The organism is Arthrobacter sp. QXT-31, assembly GCF_001969265.1.
Taxonomy (GTDB): domain Bacteria; phylum Actinomycetota; class Actinomycetes; order Actinomycetales; family Micrococcaceae; genus Arthrobacter.
The window spans coordinates 1062871-1078027 of record NZ_CP019304.1; the positions used below are offsets into that span (position 1 = coordinate 1062871).

Sequence of the window (15157 nt, forward strand, 5' to 3'; positions counted from 1 at the left end):
GCCCGTACCACTTGCTACGCTGGAATCCCCCTAACAACCCGCAAGCGAGGCAATAACGTGCACGAGGACGCCGTCCGGTTCCTGTCCCAGCCGGTGGAGGCCCAGTCCGGCTCACCGCTCCGGGTTGCCGTCTACTCTCGGATCGCCGAAGCCATCCGCAACAACCTGCTCCAGCCCGGCTCCATGCTTCCCACTGAGACCGAACTCGGCACCGACATGAAGGTCAGCCGCACCGTCGTCCGCGAGGCCCTCATGCTGCTCGAGGAGGACGGCCTCATCCGGGCCCGCCGCGGCGTCGGCCGGTTCGTCTCCGACACCCTCCCCCGCATCGGCATCGAACGCATCCGCCCCTTCGAGGAGGTCCTCGGCGGCCCCGGCCACCAGGTCCAGATCAAACGCATCCACGTCGAAAAGCAACCGGCCTCCGAATTCGTCGCCCCCGGCGTCGGCGTCGAACCCGGCAGCGACGTCTGGCTCTGGGAATCCGTCCTCATCCGCGACGGCGAACCCATCGCGCACCTGCAGGAAAACATCTCCGCGCTCCCCGTCAGCTTCGCCGGCAGCACCCCCAAGCCGTTGGAGATTAACGACGACGGCGGCACCACCTTGCTTACGGCCCTCAACAAGGCGGCGGGCCGGGGACTGGGGCCGGGCGAGTGCCAGATCAGCCTCAGCCAGGTCGGCCCGAGCCGCGCCAAGCTGCTGGACCTGCGGCCCTCGGACCCGGTCCTCGTGCTGACCCAGTACGTCCGGCACGCGAACCGGCCCTTCTACCTGGCCAAGTGCCTCATCGCAGACCGGGCGGGGCACCTCTCAGTGATGCAGTCGCTCCAGTCTTAACCAAGAAGGCTCCGCCAGCTGAGTTGGCGGAGCCTTCTTGGTTAGAGCTTCGGCTAACGAACAGCCTTGTCTGCATTCACTCGGCCATACGCCCAGAAGGCGCCCGAGCCGGGAACCTTGTCAGCGGTCGACTCCACAATTGTCCTGACCGACGAGTTCGTAGCTCCCGGGTGGGAGCTCCAAGCAAGCGCTGCAGTTGCAGCGACTATCGGTGAGGACATCGAGGTCCCGTTGCCCACGTCGTAACCGAAGGAGCGGCTGTTTTGCGTCCCGATGACAAACTTATGGTTCGGGAACGTCGAATAGACGTTGACTCCGGGAGCTGCCACATCCACCCAGCTGGCGCCGTAGGTCGAGAAGGATGCCTTGGCGTCCTTGTTGTCCGTAGCTGCGACGGCGATGACGTTGGGGTATGCAGCCGGGTAGATCTTGGTCTGGTTGCCCCCGTTGCCTGCTGCGGCAACGAGCACCACGCCCTTGCTCCAGGCGTTGTTGATGGCAGCTTCGAGGGTGCGTGACGCCCGGACGCCGATGCTCATGTTGATGACCTTGGCACCGTTAGTGACCGCCCAGTTGATGCCGTTGGCAAGGCTGGAGCTGGATCCTACCCCGCTGTCGTTGAGCACCTTGCCGGCAAGGATCGAACAACCCGGGCACGTTCCGGCAACACCGACCGTGTTGTTGTAGCTGGCTGCGACAATGCCGGCCACATGGGTGCCATGGCCGTAGTTGTCCTCGTTGGTGGCAGCGCTGCTGAAGTTGGCCCGCAGAACAACCTTCGGGTTGATGTCGGGGTTGTCGCTGGCGACACCCGAATCAAGAACAGCGACTTTGATGCCGCTCCCGGTGGTGACGTTCCATGCTTCGACGGCGTCGACGTCGGCATCAGCTGTTCCCGCGGGCACTGTGAGCGTGCTGGGAGTGTTGGTGAACGACTGGGCGGTGTTCTGGAGGGCATATTGCCGGGGGAAGTACTGGTCAGAGGTGGCCGCCGTGACTACCTCGTCCGGCTCTGCATACTCGACGGCGGGGTTGCGGCTCAACGTTTCGATGAGTGAGGCTTCCTGCCCCGCCCGCACCTTGATCACCTGAGCTCCAGTGCTGCCAATGCTGGCACCGTTGCTGAGGCCCTGCTGGCGGAGTACGGCGGCGGCGGTGCCGTTATCCCGGAACTTGACGATGATCTGGCCCGTATTCTGCTGCGGCTCCGTTGCCGCGTTGCCCGGGCCTGCTGCGGTGACTGCACCAAACCCGAGGAGCACCGCGGCGAGGCCAGCTATAACTACCTTTTTCATAGGCAGAATTTTCCGTCAATCCGCACGGGCGAGGTAGCGTCTGCCGGAAAATTACACCCGCGTGTGTGCCAAGGGTGCCGCGGCAAGCCCTACCTCATTAACTCAATACAAAGGTGCTCCGCCGGTTCACCGGCGGAGCACCTTATCCAATTGCAGCTATTGCCGACGCCTTTGCAGTCGCTCCGGTCCTACTGCTGTCCCATTGGCTGGTCGCAGACTCCAACCACAGCCCGGCACGCGTTCACGCGGCCCTTTGCCCAGCTGCTGCCGGTACCGAGAATCGGGTCAGCCGTGGATTCGACTTTTAGGCGGACTGACTTGTTGTCGGTGCCGGCAGGCGTGCTCCAAACAAGTGCGGCAATGCCGGCAACAACTGGCGAGGCCATGGACGTGCCGCTGGCAATGTCATAACCCATGGACCGGCCGTTCTGCTTGCCCAGGACGAAGGGGTGCTTCGGAAAGGTCGAGTAGACATTGACGCCCGGCGCTGCCACATCCACCCATTTGCCGTAGGTTGAGAAGGAGGCTTTGGCATCGTTGTTGTCGGTCGCGGCCACGGACAGGACGTTGGTGTAAGCGCCCGGGTAGATCGGTGCCTGGGTACCGGCGTTACCGGCCGCGGCCACGATCACCACCCCGCTCTTCCATGCGTTGTTGACGGCAGCCTCGAGGGCCCGCGATGAAACGCGCTGTCCAAGGCTCATGTTGATGACCTGGGCGCCGTTTTCAACCGCCCAGTTGATGCCATTCACGATGGACGAGGTGGAGCCGGAACCGTCGTCGTTCAGGACTTTGCCGTCCAGGATGGAGCAATCCGGGCAAACCCCAGTGACACCCTCCGTGTCCCTGGTGGCGGCGACAATACCGGCCACGTGCGTACCGTGGCCGTAGTTATCTTCGCCCGTGGCCGCGGTGCTGAAGTTGGCGCTGAGAACAACCTTCGCTGCGATGTCGTCGTTGTCGCTGGCGACACCCGTGTCCAGCACGGCAACCTTGATGCCGCCTCCCGTGGTGCCGTCTCCCGTAGTGACGCTCCACGCTTCGACGGCGTCCACATCGGCGTCGGCCTTGCCTGCGTTGACGGTTACCGTGTCGTTGGTGCTGTTAAACGACTGGCCCTCGTTGTGCAGTGCGTACTGGCGGGGGAAATAGTTCGGGTCGGGTTCATCGACGGCGGCGGTAACCAGCTGGTCCGGCTCGGCGTATTCAACGTTGGGGTTCCGGCTCAGGGACTCGATGAGCTGGGATTCTTTGCCGGCCGGCACTTTGATGAGGTGCGCGCCAGTGCTGCCGATGCCGGCGCCGTCGCTGAGTCCGCGCTGGAGCAACAGGCCGGCTGCGGCGGCGTTGTCGCGGAATTTGACGATGATCTGGCCTGGGATCTGCTGCGGCTCCGTTGCCGCGTTGCTTGGCCCAGCTGCGGTGATTGCGCCAAAACCTACGACTACTGCGGCGACGCTGGCCATAACGTGTTTTTTCATAAGGAGCATCTTGCTTGAATCTGGATGAGCTAGGTAGCACCTGCCGGAAAATTACCTGCGAATTTCCTCCTTACTCCGTGGCTTTCGCTGGCGGCGCGCCTCCGCCACCTAAGACTAAAAGGGCGACGGCGGCACCGCCTTGAGCGCGTCAGAACGCCCGCGGCCACGTCATTTGAGAGACTGGCTGGGTTCGTATAACAAGGAAGAGGGGGCTCCCTTATGGAGGCAGCAGCAGTAACCACGTGGATGTTCGTTGAAGAATGTCCTATTCCACATGACGTGATGGAATTGATGCTCCCTGGCGAGCAGCCGGTTGCCGCCTACCGGACCTTCCGGGACAGCGCCATCTTTACGACCAAACGCATGATCGTGCGCGACGCGCAGGGCCTCACCGGGAAGAAGGTGGAGGTGTACTCGCTGCCGTACACCGCCATCAACATGTGGTCCTCGGAGAATGCCGGAAAATTTGACCTCGACGCCGAACTGGAGCTGTGGACTCGAGCAGGCCACGTCAAGATCAAGGTGGGCAAGAAGGTGGACATCCGCCGCCTCGACATGCTGATCGCGCATTCGGTCATTGGATCGCAGCACTAAGACTGCACAAAACGCGAAAACGGCGGGGAGGACAACGCTCTCCCCGCCGTTTTAGCGACAGGACCCCGCCGCACCGCAGCCATGCCTATTCCGGCTGGTTCACCCGATGGCTTGGCTGCTGTCGTATCCCAGTGCACGGCTGGCCTCCAGTCCCGCACGGGCTACCACCGGCCCCAGCCGCTCAACATCGGCGGGCCCGATCCGCTGGGTAGGGAACCCCAGGCCCAGAGCACACGCAAGCCGTCCGGCATGGTCGAACACCGGCGCGCTGATGGAACCCACATCCGGGTTGCGTTCCCCGAAGGCTGCGAAAAACCCCTGCCGGCGGGCAACAGCCGCCTGCTCCCGGAGCGTGTCCAGGGACACCGGGGTATCCGGCGTAAAGCCCTCGAGTCCGTGCTCGTCCAAGGCATCCCAGGCCCCGGGGTCGAACGCCAGGAAAACCTTGCCGGGGGCGCCGGCGTGCAGCGGCATGACCATGCCCACCATGAACGGCCGCATCACCACGTGCCGCGTCTCGGCCACGGCAACGATGGTCCGGAAGGCCCCGTCCCGGACGTACAGGCAGGCAGTTTCGCCGGTTTCGTCGCGCAGCTGCTGCAGGACCGGTTTCACCAGCCGGACCACGTCCAGCCCGAACGTCCCGGGAGTAGCCCAACGGACCAGTCCGATACCGATCCGGTACCGGTCGCCGTCGCGGTCCAGGAATCCCTCACGGAGCATGTTCTGCACCAGCCGCTGGCAGGTGCTGGACGGCAGCCCCGTCTTGCGGATGATCTGCTGCAGCGTCGGTTCGGGCGCCTCCACCGAGAAACAGTCCAGAATCTCCGCCACCTTGTGCAGGACCAACAAGGGGGAAGCTCCAGCTCCCGGTTCCTTCACCACTGTTCAAACGCCCCTTCAATCTTCTTACGCCGGCAGCCTCCAGCTTAGTGAGCCGGGAGCAGCGCCAGGCACGTGATCTATTTGACACCCCCCGCACGTGACCCACATCATGGGATTAGAACCCACTTTATGGGTTTACCCCAACAATCCCCAACACAACGACGTGGAGAAGCCATGAGCACCCCCGCTGTAACCTGCGAAACCGCCCCCGAGCCGAAGCGCCCCGGTGCCAGCCGCGTGGGACTGATCGTTCCCAGCTCGAACACCACCATGGAGACCGAGCTGCCGGAACTGTTCCGGCGCCAGGCCGAGGCCACCGGCCACAAGTACACCTTCCACTCCGCCCGCGCCGGCATGAAGAAGGTCACCAAGGAAGAACTGCTGGCCATGGTGGGCAAGGCAGCCCAGTGCGCCGAAGCGGTCTCCGACGCCGACGTGGACGTCATCGCCTACGCCTGCCTGGTGGCCGTCATGGCCCAGGGCCCCGAAGCCCACGAGGGCTCCGAGAAGGTCATCGCAGACGCCGCCGCCGGCAACGGACACCCCGCCCCGGTCACCAGCAGCGCCGGCGCCCTGGTCCGCACCCTGCACGAAATCGGCGCGCAGAAGGTCGCCATGATCACCCCCTACATGAAGCCGCTGACCAAGATGGTGGTGGACTACATCGAAGGGTCAGGCATCACTGTGCTGGACGCCATCAGCCTCGAAGTAGCGGACAACCTCGAAGTTGGCTGCCTCGACCCGCAGAACCTGCCCGCGCTGGCCCGCAGCCTGCAGCGCGAGGGCGCGGACGCCGTCGTCCTGTCCGCCTGCGTCCAGATGCCGTCGCTCGCCGCGGTCCAGGCAGTGGAGGACGAGCTGGGACTCCCGGTCATCACGGCGGCCACGGCCACCACCTACGAGATCCTCAAGGCCCTGGGCCACCAGCCCGCCATCACCGGCGCGGGCAGCCTGCTGTCCGGCGCCGGCGTCCTCACCCCGGCAAACGCGTAGGCGGTTGGCACCATGTCGCTGTCACTCATCGCGTTCCTGGTGCTGGTGGCGGCCTTCGCGGTCGGGTCCTTCACCAAGATCAACGCCGGGCTGCTGGCCACCGTCGCCGCGTTCGGCGTGGGCACCCTCCTGGCCGGCATGTCCATCAAGGACGTCATCGGACAATTCCCCGCCGGGCTCTTCTTCATCCTGGTGGGCGCAACCCTGCTGTTCGCCATTGTGCGGATCAACGGCACCATAGACCTGCTGGCCTACTGGGCCGAACGGCTCGCCGGCGACCGGAAGATCCTGGTCCCCATCCTCATGTTCCTGCTGACGGCGGCCCTCGCTTCTGCCGGCGCATTCACGCCCGCCGCCATCGCTATCGTCGCCCCGGTGGGCCTGGCACTGGGCATGCGGTTCGGCATCAGCACCCTGGCCATGGGCCTGGTCATCGTCCAGGGCGCGAACGCCGGTGCATTCTCTCCGGTCAACCCCTTCGGTGTCCTCGGCAACAAGATGCTGGAGGGCGCCGGCGCCGCGGACGGCTCATTCAAGCTCTACGCGTACTGCTTCGTCTTCAACGCCATCCTGGCCGTGATCGCCTACGTCCTGGTGCAGGCCATCATGAAGCGCCGGGCGGCCAAGGCAGGTGCCGCCGGCGGCGACAGTGCCGTGAAGAACGACGGCGGCGCTGACGCACCCGCAGGGAGCGGCGTTTCAGGTTTCGGCGGCGCCGGAACGGCGGTACTCACCGCACCGGCACAGACCGCTGTGGCCGCCGGGACCAGGACCCGCCCGGAGAAGGTGGCCGCAACCCCCATGCGCATCCTCACGCTGGTGGGCATCGCCTCCCTGCTGGTGCTCACCACCGTCCTGGGACTTGATGTGGGAGTTGCCTCGCTGGTCATCGCCGCGGTACTGATCATCCTGGACTCCAGCGTGCAGAAGCCGGCGGTGGAAAGCATGCCCTGGTCTGCCATTATCCTGGTGACCGGCATCGTCACCTACGTGGGCATGCTGGAAGAGATGGGCGCACTGAAGGAGCTCCAGGAAGGCATCGCGGGCCTGGGCAACAGTTCGCTCGCCGCGCTGATTGCAAGCTACGTGGTGGCCATCGTTTCAGCCTTCGCCTCCACTACCGGAACCCTGGGTGTCATCAGCCCGGTCATTGAGCCCATCGCCATGGACCCGCTGCTTACCCCCGTGGGAGTGGTGACGGCCATCGCCATCAGCTCCTCAGTGGTTGATGTCAGCCCCATGTCCACCAGCGGCGCCCTGCTGATGGCGAGCGCCCAGCCCAAGGATGAGCGGATGTTCTTCCGCGCGCTGCTGCTGTGGGCTATCGCGATGATCGGTGTGGTGCCGCTCCTCGTCTGGTTCCTGTTCGTCCAGCTCGGGCTCGGCTAAGAGTCCTGGGCTGAAGGGGAAGGGATGTCCTGGCCGGGCATCCCTTCCCCTTTCTCTTCCCCGCACAACGCGGGCCGGCTGGCCCTAGGCCTTGGGCCGGAAATGGCCCGGCCAGTCCTTCAGCCGGATCCGGGTCAGGTCCTGGATGTCGCCGAGTGTGCCCCACTCATCCAGCCCCAGCCGGGCCAGCGGCTCGAGCAGGTCAATCCGCGGGTGGCTGCCGTCCAGCACGGCATCGCTCACGGCGGCATGAGTCACTTCACCGAAAACCAGGGTGGAGTCCCCCATCGGCAGCACGGAATGGAGGCGGCATTCCAGCACCGCCGGTGATTCCTTAACGCGCGGCGCGGCTACGGTGAGGCTCGGTTCCCGGGTCAGGCCGGCGGCGTCGAACTCGCTGACATGCGGCGGGAAGTTGGTGCCGGTGGCGTTGACCTCTTCCAGGAGTGCGGCCGGGGCCAGGTTGACCACAAACTCGCCGGACCCGGTGATGTTGCGGAGCGAGTCTTTCTCCCCCACCGAGGTGAATTGCACGATGGGCGGATTCGTCGACGCGACGGTGAAGAACGAGTGCGGCGCAAGGTTGTCAACACCCTCCGGCGAGACGCTCGAAACCCACGCGATGGGCCGGGGCACCACCACCGCGGTGAGCAGCCGGTAGAAATCGCGGGCAGACGTCGCCGTGGGACTGAAATCAGTACGCATACTGCCACACTAACGGTGGCAGCACGAAGGGAGACGGCATATGAGGTTCCAACCGTACCGTTCACCATCTACCGGGCGGGAGGTACGCGCCGTCTTCTTCGACACGTTCGGGACTGCGGTCGATTGGCGCACCGGCGTCGCCCGCCAGGCAACGGCGTTCGCGGCGGAACAGGGACGGGAACTAGACGCGGAAGCCTTCGCGGACGACTGGCGAGCCCTCTACCAGCCGGCAATGGAAGCCATCCGCAGCGGCACCCGTGAATTCACCACACTGGACACACTCCACCGCGAAAACCTGGACCGGGTGCTCCGCCGCCACGGCTTCGACCCGGAGCGGCTGGGGGCGGAGACCCTGGAGAAGCTGAACAAGTCGTGGCACCGGCTACCGCCGTGGCCGGACAGCGTGGCGGGCCTGGCAGCCATCCGACGCCGCTACATTGTGGGGCCGCTGTCGAACGGCAACACCTCATTGCTGCTGGACATGGCCAGGAGTGCGGGACTGCCGTGGGATGTGATCATCGGCTCGGACATGACGCGCACCTACAAGCCGCTGCCTGGGGCCTATCTGAGGACTGCGGAGTTCCTGGATCTCAGCCCCGGTGAGGTGATGCTGGCGGCGGCCCACAACAGCGACCTGCAGGCTGCCCGGGAAGCGGGGCTGGCGACGGCGTTCATTGCCCGCCCCACGGAATACGGCCCGGGCCAGGCGGCGGACCTTGCCCCGGAGGGCAACTGGGACCTGTCGGCATCGGGCATCCCGGAATTGGCGGACCTGCTCGGGGCCTGAAACCGTTTCGCGCTACGCTGCCGCGGGGAACACCCCTGCCCCTGCGAGCCCTGACCGCGGATCCGTACCGACGATGCCGCAGATCCAGCGGCCCAGTTCCGTCGCCTTCTGCACGTCGATGCCTGTCTGGAACCCGGCGCGCCCGAGCATCCACGCGAGGTCCTCCGTGGAGACATTGCCCGCTGCACCGGGAGCGAACGGGCACCCGCCGAGACCGCCGACGCTGCTGTCGAACACGTCGACGCCCGATGCCATGGCCGCATAAGTGTTGGCCAGCGCAGTATGGCGGGTCTCATGAAGGTGCGCCCTCAGCTGCAGGCCGGTTTCCTCGCGCAGCCTGGCGAAAGTCTCGCCCACCTGCCACGGCACGGCGCACCCGATGGTGTCCGCCAACGCGACTTCCGCCAGATTCGCACGGCCAACCGCACTGCGGACGACGTCGAGAGTCTGTTCGATCGGGACGTCGCCTTGGTAGGGGCAGCCAAAAGCGACGGCCGCGGTGACGCTGAGCGGAATGGATGCCGAGGCGGCGATGTCCGACACTTCCTCCAAAGCCGCAAGCGCCGCTGCAACGGTGGTGTTCTGGTTGGCGGCGGCGAACGCATCAGTCACCGGGAGCACGTAGTTCATCTCGTCCACCCCGGCGTCGACGGCGCGCACGGCACCCCTGGTGTTCAGTACCAGGCCGATATAGCTCACGTCGCCGGTGCGCGGGACCGCTGCCATGACGGCGTCGGCATCGGCCATCTGGGGAACAGCTTTGGGGTTCACAAAGCTGACGGCTTCGATCCGCCGGGCACCCATCCCGATCAGCTCTTCGATGAGCCGGACCTTGTCCTTCGTGCTCACGGGGGTCTTCTCGTTCTGCAGGCCATCGCGCGGGCTGACGTCCACGATCGAGACCGGCCTGGTTCCATGGGCGAACGCCATCAGATTGCTCCTTCGTTACGCGCATTCTGCAACTCTTCGTCGGTGAGGTTCAGGAGACCCTGGTACACATCGGCATTGTGGGATCCATGCACCAGAGGCCCGTTCCAGCTGATCCGGCCGCCGGAGCGCGTGAGCTTGGGGACGATTCCCGGCTGGACCACGGCACCCAGCTCGTCGTCGGCCACTTCCACAAGCATGTCCCGGGCCTTGAGCTGCGGGTCCTCGAAGATATCCTCAACAGTGCTCACGGTGCTGTTCGGAACAGCGTGTTCATCGAGCAGGCTGACCAGCTCGCCGGCCGTGTAGTGCCCCGCCCAGTCGGCGATGATGCCTTCAAGCTCCTCCTGGTTGCGGCCGCGCTGCGCATGGTCACGGTATTTCGGGTCCTCCGCGAGGCCGGGCACGCCCATCGCCCTGGCCAGGCGCACGAAGACCGAGTCCTGATTGGCCGCTATGACAACCCATTTGCCGTCGCTAGAGCGGAAGATGTTCGACGGCGCTATCCCCTTGAGTCCCGAGCCGCTGGGTCCAGGAACAATACCGGCGGCGGCGTAGTCCGGCACAGCGCTCTCCAGCAGCGAAAAGCACGCCTCCACGAGCGACACATCGACCACCTGGCCGGTCCCTCCGCGGGCATCCCGCCAGTACAGCGCCAGCAGGATCCCCTGCAGGGCATACAGCGAGCCGAGACTGTCGCCCAGGGATATGCCTGTGCGGGGCGGCGGCTGGTCGGGGTAGCCGTTCAGGTGCCGCAATCCGCTGCGCGCCTCAGCGACGGAGGCATACCCCGGCTTTGACGCTTCCGGACCAGTCTGTCCGTACCCGGAGACCCGGGCGATGATGAGGCCGGGATTGATCTTCCACAGTTCCTCAGGGCCGAGGCCAAGCTTTTCCATGGTGCCCGGGCGGAAGTTCTCCAGGATGACGTCGGCTTCCTTGCAGAGCTCAAGAAAGAGCTCCCGGCCCCGCGGGGCTTTGAGGTCCATGGTGACGCACTTTTTGCCGCGGGACTGCACGGACCACCACAGGGTGTGGTCCTTGACCCGCGCACGGCCCCATTCGCGCATGGGATCCGGCCTGTCTGGGGATTCGACCTTGATGACTTCGGCGCCGAAGTCGGCCATCTGCCGTCCCGCGAAAGGCCCGGCGATCAGCGATCCCAGTTCGAGGACGCGCACTCCGGACAGCGGACCGGCACCATCGCCCGTGACTGTGGTCCTGGTTGCAGTGGCTGACGGGGCTTCTTCAGCAATCCTGCGGCCGCCCTCGTCCGCGGCGTCCTTGCCGCGCTTCGCTGTGCCGGTTTCGTAAACCTTCATCAAATCTCAACTCCTGATTCCTGATGCGGACCCGGTGGGCGCCGTACACGCGGACGGGAGGTCCAGGACGCTCCGTCGCACGGGAACCAGTATGCACTCATCTCTTCATATTGTGAACATCAAATCACGATATGGGTACCTCCTCGGAGGGAAGGCTCCCGCCGATCAGCCGCGTGCCTTCGGCGGCCGCGGCGACGACGGGTTCTATCCAGGAGGCGCACACGTCGTAGGGCATCCTCATGGTGGGCCCCATCACGGTGAGTGCACCGTAGAGCTCAGCCTGCGGACCGAAGATCGGAACGGACAGGCCGCTGGCGCCGGAGACCCGCTCGCCGGTGGTGATGGCAAAACCGTCGGCACGGGTCTTGGCGACGGCGGCATCGAGGCTTGCCGCGTCCGTGATGGTCTGGTTGGTGATGGACCGGAGCCCTGACCCGTAGACCCTTTCCGCCAGATCGGCGTTCCAGGCGAGCAGCACACGGCCTGCCGAACCGGCGTGGATCGGCATGATATCGCCGACCTCGACGGCCCTTCGAAGAACCCGCCGGGTCTCGGCCAATGCGACGCAAACCCTGCTCCCCTGCGATTCCCTGAAAATGCAGACCGTCTCGCCCAACTCATCCCGCAATCGCCGGATCACGGGCGTCAGCAGTTCCAGGAAGTCAAGACCCTGCCGTGCGGGCGCCGCCCAGTGGGCCATGCGTATCCCGATCCGGAAATGGTCACCGCGCCGGTTGAGCAGTCCCTCGTGCACCATGTTGGTGACCAGGCGCTGCACCGTGGAATGCGGCAGCCCGGTCTCGGCCCGTATTTCGGCGAGGCTCATTTCAGGCCGAACCAGTGAAAAGGCATCCAGGATGGACGTGATCTTCTTCAGCACCAGCAACGGGGCGGCGGCGTTTTCGGTTGCGCTCATGGGTCTATCCCGGCTCCTTCTTCTCCCAAGGCGGGGCAGCGGCCATTCACTGCCCCCTTGTAGTGTGACAGAGGTTACTGTTAGCCTAGCGTCCACTATATGACCATCGACTCACAATGTGGTTAGCGGGAGAACAGCAATGACGCACCCCTTACAGCCTGAATCTTCGAAGTTCGCGGTTGAGCTCAACGGATGCACCAAGGAGTTTGCAACTCCCGGCGGCGGATCGTACTTCGCTGTTCGGGACATCGACCTCAAGGTTGAGCCCGGACGGTTCGTCTCCATCGTCGGTCCGACGGGATCGGGCAAGTCCACCATCCTCAACATGGCCGCAGGACTCCTGAATCCTTCGTCGGGCACTGTCCACAGCTTCGGTGAGGCCGTCCACGGGGTGAACCGCCGCGCCTCCTACATGTTCCAGCAGGACGCCCTGCTGCCATGGAAGTCTGTCATCGACAACGTCAGCCTCGGGCTCACCATGGCCGGGGTATCCAAGGCCGAGGCCTACGACGAGTCCCGCCGCTGGCTCGAGAAGGTGGGATTGAAGAACTTCGCTGACCGGTACCCCCACCAGCTCTCCGGCGGCATGCGCAAGCGCACCGCAGTTGCCCAGGCCTGGATCGTCAACCCGGACATCCTGCTGATGGACGAACCTTTCTCCGCGCTCGACGTGCAGACGCGGCAGATCATGGAGAACGAACTCCTCCAGCTCTGGCAGGAATCGGACAAGGCGGTCGTGTTCATCACCCACGACCTGGACGAGGCCATCGCCCTGTCCGACGAGGTGGTCATCCTCGGGGCCGGGCCGGGCAGCACCGTCGTCGGCAGCTACGAGATCGACATCCCCCGCCCGCGGGACCTGCTTGATATCCGGGACGATCCCAAGTTCGTCGAGCTCCACAGAGAAATCTGGGGGCGTCTCAAGGTTGAGGTGTCCAAGACCTACGAATCAGCACGGGAAGAGGAAGAGAGCGACGCAGCATGACTGTGGCACCGGTTTCCAAGAAAACACAACGCTTTCCCCTCCGGAAGGAACGGGGTGCGCCGGCAGCCCAGCACCCCAAACGCAGGCGGGGTGAAGCATCGAACTTCTCCATTCGGATGGGACAACTGGGCCTCGCCGCCGTTGTCCTCGGCGCGTGGGAAGTGCTGGGACGCGTTGGCGTCATCGACCCGTTCTTCTTCCCCCTGCCCTCCGACATCCTGATGACGGTATGGGTCTGGATCTCCAGCGGCTTCGTCTTCCCTCATCTGTGGATCACCCTGCAGGAATCGATCCTGGCATTCCTGACGGGTGCGGCGGCCGGCCTGGTCCTGGGCTTCCTTCTGGCGCGGGTCCGTTTCCTGGAGCGGCTCCTGGACCCGTTCCTGCAGATGTTCAATGCCCTTCCCCGGGTGGTGCTGGCCCCGATCTTCCTGCTGTGGTTCGGCCTGGGGATCTGGTCAAAGGTCGCCTTCGGCTTCACCCTGGTGTTCTTCATCGTCTTCTTCAACACCCTCGAGGGCGTCAAGAGCGTGGACCGGGTTCTCGTGGACAACGCACGCATGCTGGGGGCGTCGGAGAAGCAGCTCCTCCGCCACGTCTTCATCCCCAGCGCCCTGACCTGGATCTTCTCCAGCCTGCACATCAGCGTAGGTTTTGCCATCACCGGTGCCGTGGTGGGTGAGTACCTCGGAGCTTCCGCCGGTGTGGGCTACGCCATCGCCCAGGCCCAAGGTGTCTTCGATACCAAAGGGGTCTTCGCCGGCATGTTCATCCTGATGTTCGTGGTCCTGATCATCGACCTCCTCGTCAACCGCCTCGAACGGCACCTCCTGAGGTGGCGCCCGGTCCGGTCCTCGTAACCCATCACCATCACCGCCTGAAAGGGAACCCCATGACACAGAACCAAACCCGGCACCGGCGCCGGAAGCTCTTCCGCCCGCTGACCCTGCTTGCCTCCGCTGCCCTGGCCCTCTCGGCCTGCGGCGCCCCTGCGGCTGCACCTCCGGGCCAGGGCGGGACCGGCGCTGCCGGCGGGGAAGGCACCAAGGTGATCATCGGCGTCGGCGGCCAGACTCTCCTGACCTACCTTCCCACCACGCTGGCCCAGCAGCTGGGCTACTACAAGGATGAGGGCCTGAACGTCGAACTCCAGGACCTGCAGGGCGGCTCGAAAGCGCTCACCGCGATGGTGGGCGGCAGCACAAATGTCACCAGCGGATACTACGAGCACACCATCCAGATGCAGGCCAAGAACCAGCCCATCAAGGCGTTCGTTGACATGGGCCAGTCGTCGGGACTTGCCCTCCTCGTGGCGCCGAAGAATGAGGGCAAGATCAAGTCCATTGCGGATCTCAAGGGCAAGAACGTCGGCGTGACCTCACCGGGGTCCTCCACTGACATGTTCGTTAAGTTCCTGCTGGCCAAGAACGGCATGCAGCAGACAGATGCCGCCGTATCAGCCATCGGCGCCGGGTCCTCTGCCGTTGCCGCCGTGGAGCAGAACCAGGTGGATGCGGCGGTGATGCTCGAACCTGACGTCTCCGTACTCGCAAAGCGGATAGGCCACGATCCGGTGCTGCTGGAAGACGTCCGGACCGTGGAGGGGCTGAAGGAAGTATTCGACACCGGCTCATGGCCGTCCTCCTCCCTCTACGCCAAGACCGAATGGCTGGACCAGAACAAGGAAACCGCGGGCAAGCTCGCCAAGGCGATCAAGCGCACCCTCGAATTCATCGACGGCCATTCCGGCGAGGAGATTGCCGCGAAAATGCCTGAGAAGTTCGCTGGCGGGGACAAGGAGCTCTACGCCAAAGTCATTGAGGACCTGAAGAAGACGCTCAGCAAGGACGGATCCTTTACCGAGGACGGCGCCCAGGCGGTCCTGAAGACACAGCGGGTGGCCAACCCGGAGGTCGGGGACAAGGACATCAAGCTGGAGGACACCTACACGAACGAATTCGTGAAGTAGCACCAGCCGCAGGCACGCCATCCGCACCGGGTGGCGTGCCTGCGGCCGGTACTGCGTTCCTGCGGCCGC

Annotated in this window: 15 protein-coding genes; 8 read left to right on the forward strand and 7 right to left on the reverse strand. The window is 64.8% G+C overall.

All coding sequences use genetic code 11. The features are described 5' to 3' along the window. Positions 1 to 57: 57 nt before the first annotated feature. Positions 58 to 840 carry a GntR family transcriptional regulator gene (locus BWQ92_RS04805; RefSeq protein WP_076798533.1) on the forward strand — a complete coding sequence of 261 codons (783 nt, stop codon included), beginning with the start codon at positions 58 to 60 and terminating at the stop codon, positions 838 to 840. A 53-nt stretch (positions 841 to 893) separates the two neighbouring features. Here the strand turns inward: BWQ92_RS04805 and BWQ92_RS04810 are convergent, their stop codons facing one another. Continuing rightward, a complete protein-coding gene (locus BWQ92_RS04810) occupies positions 894 to 2135 on the reverse strand; it encodes a S8 family serine peptidase (protein ID WP_076798534.1) in 1242 nt (413 codons plus the stop codon). Between the two features lie 188 nt (positions 2136 to 2323). Next, a complete protein-coding gene (locus BWQ92_RS04815; RefSeq protein WP_076798535.1) occupies positions 2324 to 3616 on the reverse strand; it encodes a S8 family peptidase in 1293 nt (430 codons plus the stop codon). A 219-nt stretch (positions 3617 to 3835) separates the two neighbouring features. Here BWQ92_RS04815 and BWQ92_RS04820 point away from each other — a divergent pair, with 219 nt between their 5' ends. Then, positions 3836 to 4210, forward strand: a complete 375-nt coding sequence (locus tag BWQ92_RS04820) for a PH domain-containing protein (RefSeq protein ID WP_076798536.1) — start codon at positions 3836 to 3838, stop codon at positions 4208 to 4210. Positions 4211 to 4309: 99 nt separating this feature from the next. Here the strand turns inward: BWQ92_RS04820 and BWQ92_RS04825 are convergent, their stop codons facing one another. Then, the gene (locus BWQ92_RS04825; RefSeq protein WP_236783106.1) at positions 4310 to 5062 is read right to left on the reverse strand and encodes an IclR family transcriptional regulator; all 753 of its coding nucleotides are present in this window, start codon (positions 5060 to 5062) and stop codon (positions 4310 to 4312) included. 207 nt (positions 5063 to 5269) lie between these two features. Here BWQ92_RS04825 and BWQ92_RS04830 point away from each other — a divergent pair, with 207 nt between their 5' ends. Next, entirely contained in the window at positions 5270 to 6088 is an 819-nt protein-coding gene (locus BWQ92_RS04830) for a maleate cis-trans isomerase family protein (RefSeq protein WP_076798538.1), read from the forward strand. 12 nt (positions 6089 to 6100) lie between these two features. After that, entirely contained in the window at positions 6101 to 7477 is a 1377-nt protein-coding gene (locus tag BWQ92_RS04835) for an SLC13 family permease (RefSeq protein WP_076798539.1), read from the forward strand. Between the two features lie 84 nt (positions 7478 to 7561). Here the strand turns inward: BWQ92_RS04835 and BWQ92_RS04840 are convergent, their stop codons facing one another. Continuing rightward, entirely contained in the window at positions 7562 to 8182 is a 621-nt protein-coding gene (locus BWQ92_RS04840; protein ID WP_076798540.1) for a flavin reductase family protein, read from the reverse strand. A 40-nt stretch (positions 8183 to 8222) separates the two neighbouring features. On the opposite strand from BWQ92_RS04840, the gene BWQ92_RS04845 reads away from it, so the two are divergent. After that, entirely contained in the window at positions 8223 to 8969 is a 747-nt protein-coding gene (locus tag BWQ92_RS04845) for a haloacid dehalogenase type II (RefSeq protein WP_076798541.1), read from the forward strand. 12 nt (positions 8970 to 8981) lie between these two features. On the opposite strand, the gene BWQ92_RS04850 is transcribed toward BWQ92_RS04845, so the two are convergent. The 3 genes from BWQ92_RS04850 to BWQ92_RS04860 all read right to left on the reverse strand — a co-directional run bounded on the left by BWQ92_RS04850 (position 8982) and on the right by BWQ92_RS04860 (position 12134). After that, positions 8982 to 9899: a hydroxymethylglutaryl-CoA lyase gene (locus tag BWQ92_RS04850; protein ID WP_076798542.1), complete on the reverse strand. Its 918-nt coding sequence runs from the start codon at positions 9897 to 9899 to the stop codon at positions 8982 to 8984. Continuing rightward, entirely contained in the window at positions 9899 to 11218 is a 1320-nt protein-coding gene (locus tag BWQ92_RS04855) for a CaiB/BaiF CoA transferase family protein (protein ID WP_083706215.1), read from the reverse strand. The genes BWQ92_RS04850 and BWQ92_RS04855 overlap by 1 nt, the downstream gene beginning before the upstream one ends. A 124-nt stretch (positions 11219 to 11342) precedes the next feature. Next, complete coding sequence (locus BWQ92_RS04860) at positions 11343 to 12134, reverse strand: IclR family transcriptional regulator (protein WP_076798543.1); 792 nt, start codon at positions 12132 to 12134, stop codon at positions 11343 to 11345. 139 nt (positions 12135 to 12273) lie between these two features. Here BWQ92_RS04860 and BWQ92_RS04865 point away from each other — a divergent pair, with 139 nt between their 5' ends. From BWQ92_RS04865 to BWQ92_RS04875, 3 genes are read left to right on the forward strand one after another with little or no spacing between them, the layout of a single operon-like run. Beyond that, positions 12274 to 13119 carry an ABC transporter ATP-binding protein gene (locus tag BWQ92_RS04865; protein ID WP_076798544.1) on the forward strand — a complete coding sequence of 282 codons (846 nt, stop codon included), beginning with the start codon at positions 12274 to 12276 and terminating at the stop codon, positions 13117 to 13119. Further along, positions 13116 to 13979: an ABC transporter permease gene (locus BWQ92_RS04870; protein WP_216359107.1), complete on the forward strand. Its 864-nt coding sequence runs from the start codon at positions 13116 to 13118 to the stop codon at positions 13977 to 13979. The genes BWQ92_RS04865 and BWQ92_RS04870 overlap by 4 nt, the downstream gene beginning before the upstream one ends. Positions 13980 to 14011: 32 nt before the next feature. Next, entirely contained in the window at positions 14012 to 15088 is a 1077-nt protein-coding gene (locus tag BWQ92_RS04875; protein WP_083706216.1) for an ABC transporter substrate-binding protein, read from the forward strand. Positions 15089 to 15157 lie beyond the last annotated feature (69 nt).

Coding starts and splice junctions, on each gene's coding strand:
- BWQ92_RS04815 (WP_076798535.1), bottom strand. CDS start 3,616: ATGAAAAAACACGTTATGGCCAGCGTCGCCGCAGTAGTCGTAGGTTTT.
- BWQ92_RS04875 (WP_083706216.1), top strand. CDS start 14,012: ATGACACAGAACCAAACCCGGCACCGGCGCCGGAAGCTCTTCCGCCCG.
- BWQ92_RS04845 (WP_076798541.1), top strand. CDS start 8,223: ATGAGGTTCCAACCGTACCGTTCACCATCTACCGGGCGGGAGGTACGC.
- BWQ92_RS04855 (WP_083706215.1), bottom strand. CDS start 11,218: ATGAAGGTTTACGAAACCGGCACAGCGAAGCGCGGCAAGGACGCCGCG.
- BWQ92_RS04835 (WP_076798539.1), top strand. CDS start 6,101: ATGTCGCTGTCACTCATCGCGTTCCTGGTGCTGGTGGCGGCCTTCGCG.
- BWQ92_RS04870 (WP_216359107.1), top strand. CDS start 13,116: ATGACTGTGGCACCGGTTTCCAAGAAAACACAACGCTTTCCCCTCCGG.
- BWQ92_RS04860 (WP_076798543.1), bottom strand. CDS start 12,134: ATGAGCGCAACCGAAAACGCCGCCGCCCCGTTGCTGGTGCTGAAGAAG.
- BWQ92_RS04820 (WP_076798536.1), top strand. CDS start 3,836: ATGGAGGCAGCAGCAGTAACCACGTGGATGTTCGTTGAAGAATGTCCT.
- BWQ92_RS04865 (WP_076798544.1), top strand. CDS start 12,274: ATGACGCACCCCTTACAGCCTGAATCTTCGAAGTTCGCGGTTGAGCTC.
- BWQ92_RS04810 (WP_076798534.1), bottom strand. CDS start 2,135: ATGAAAAAGGTAGTTATAGCTGGCCTCGCCGCGGTGCTCCTCGGGTTT.
- BWQ92_RS04840 (WP_076798540.1), bottom strand. CDS start 8,182: ATGCGTACTGATTTCAGTCCCACGGCGACGTCTGCCCGCGATTTCTAC.
- BWQ92_RS04850 (WP_076798542.1), bottom strand. CDS start 9,899: ATGGCGTTCGCCCATGGAACCAGGCCGGTCTCGATCGTGGACGTCAGC.
- BWQ92_RS04830 (WP_076798538.1), top strand. CDS start 5,270: ATGAGCACCCCCGCTGTAACCTGCGAAACCGCCCCCGAGCCGAAGCGC.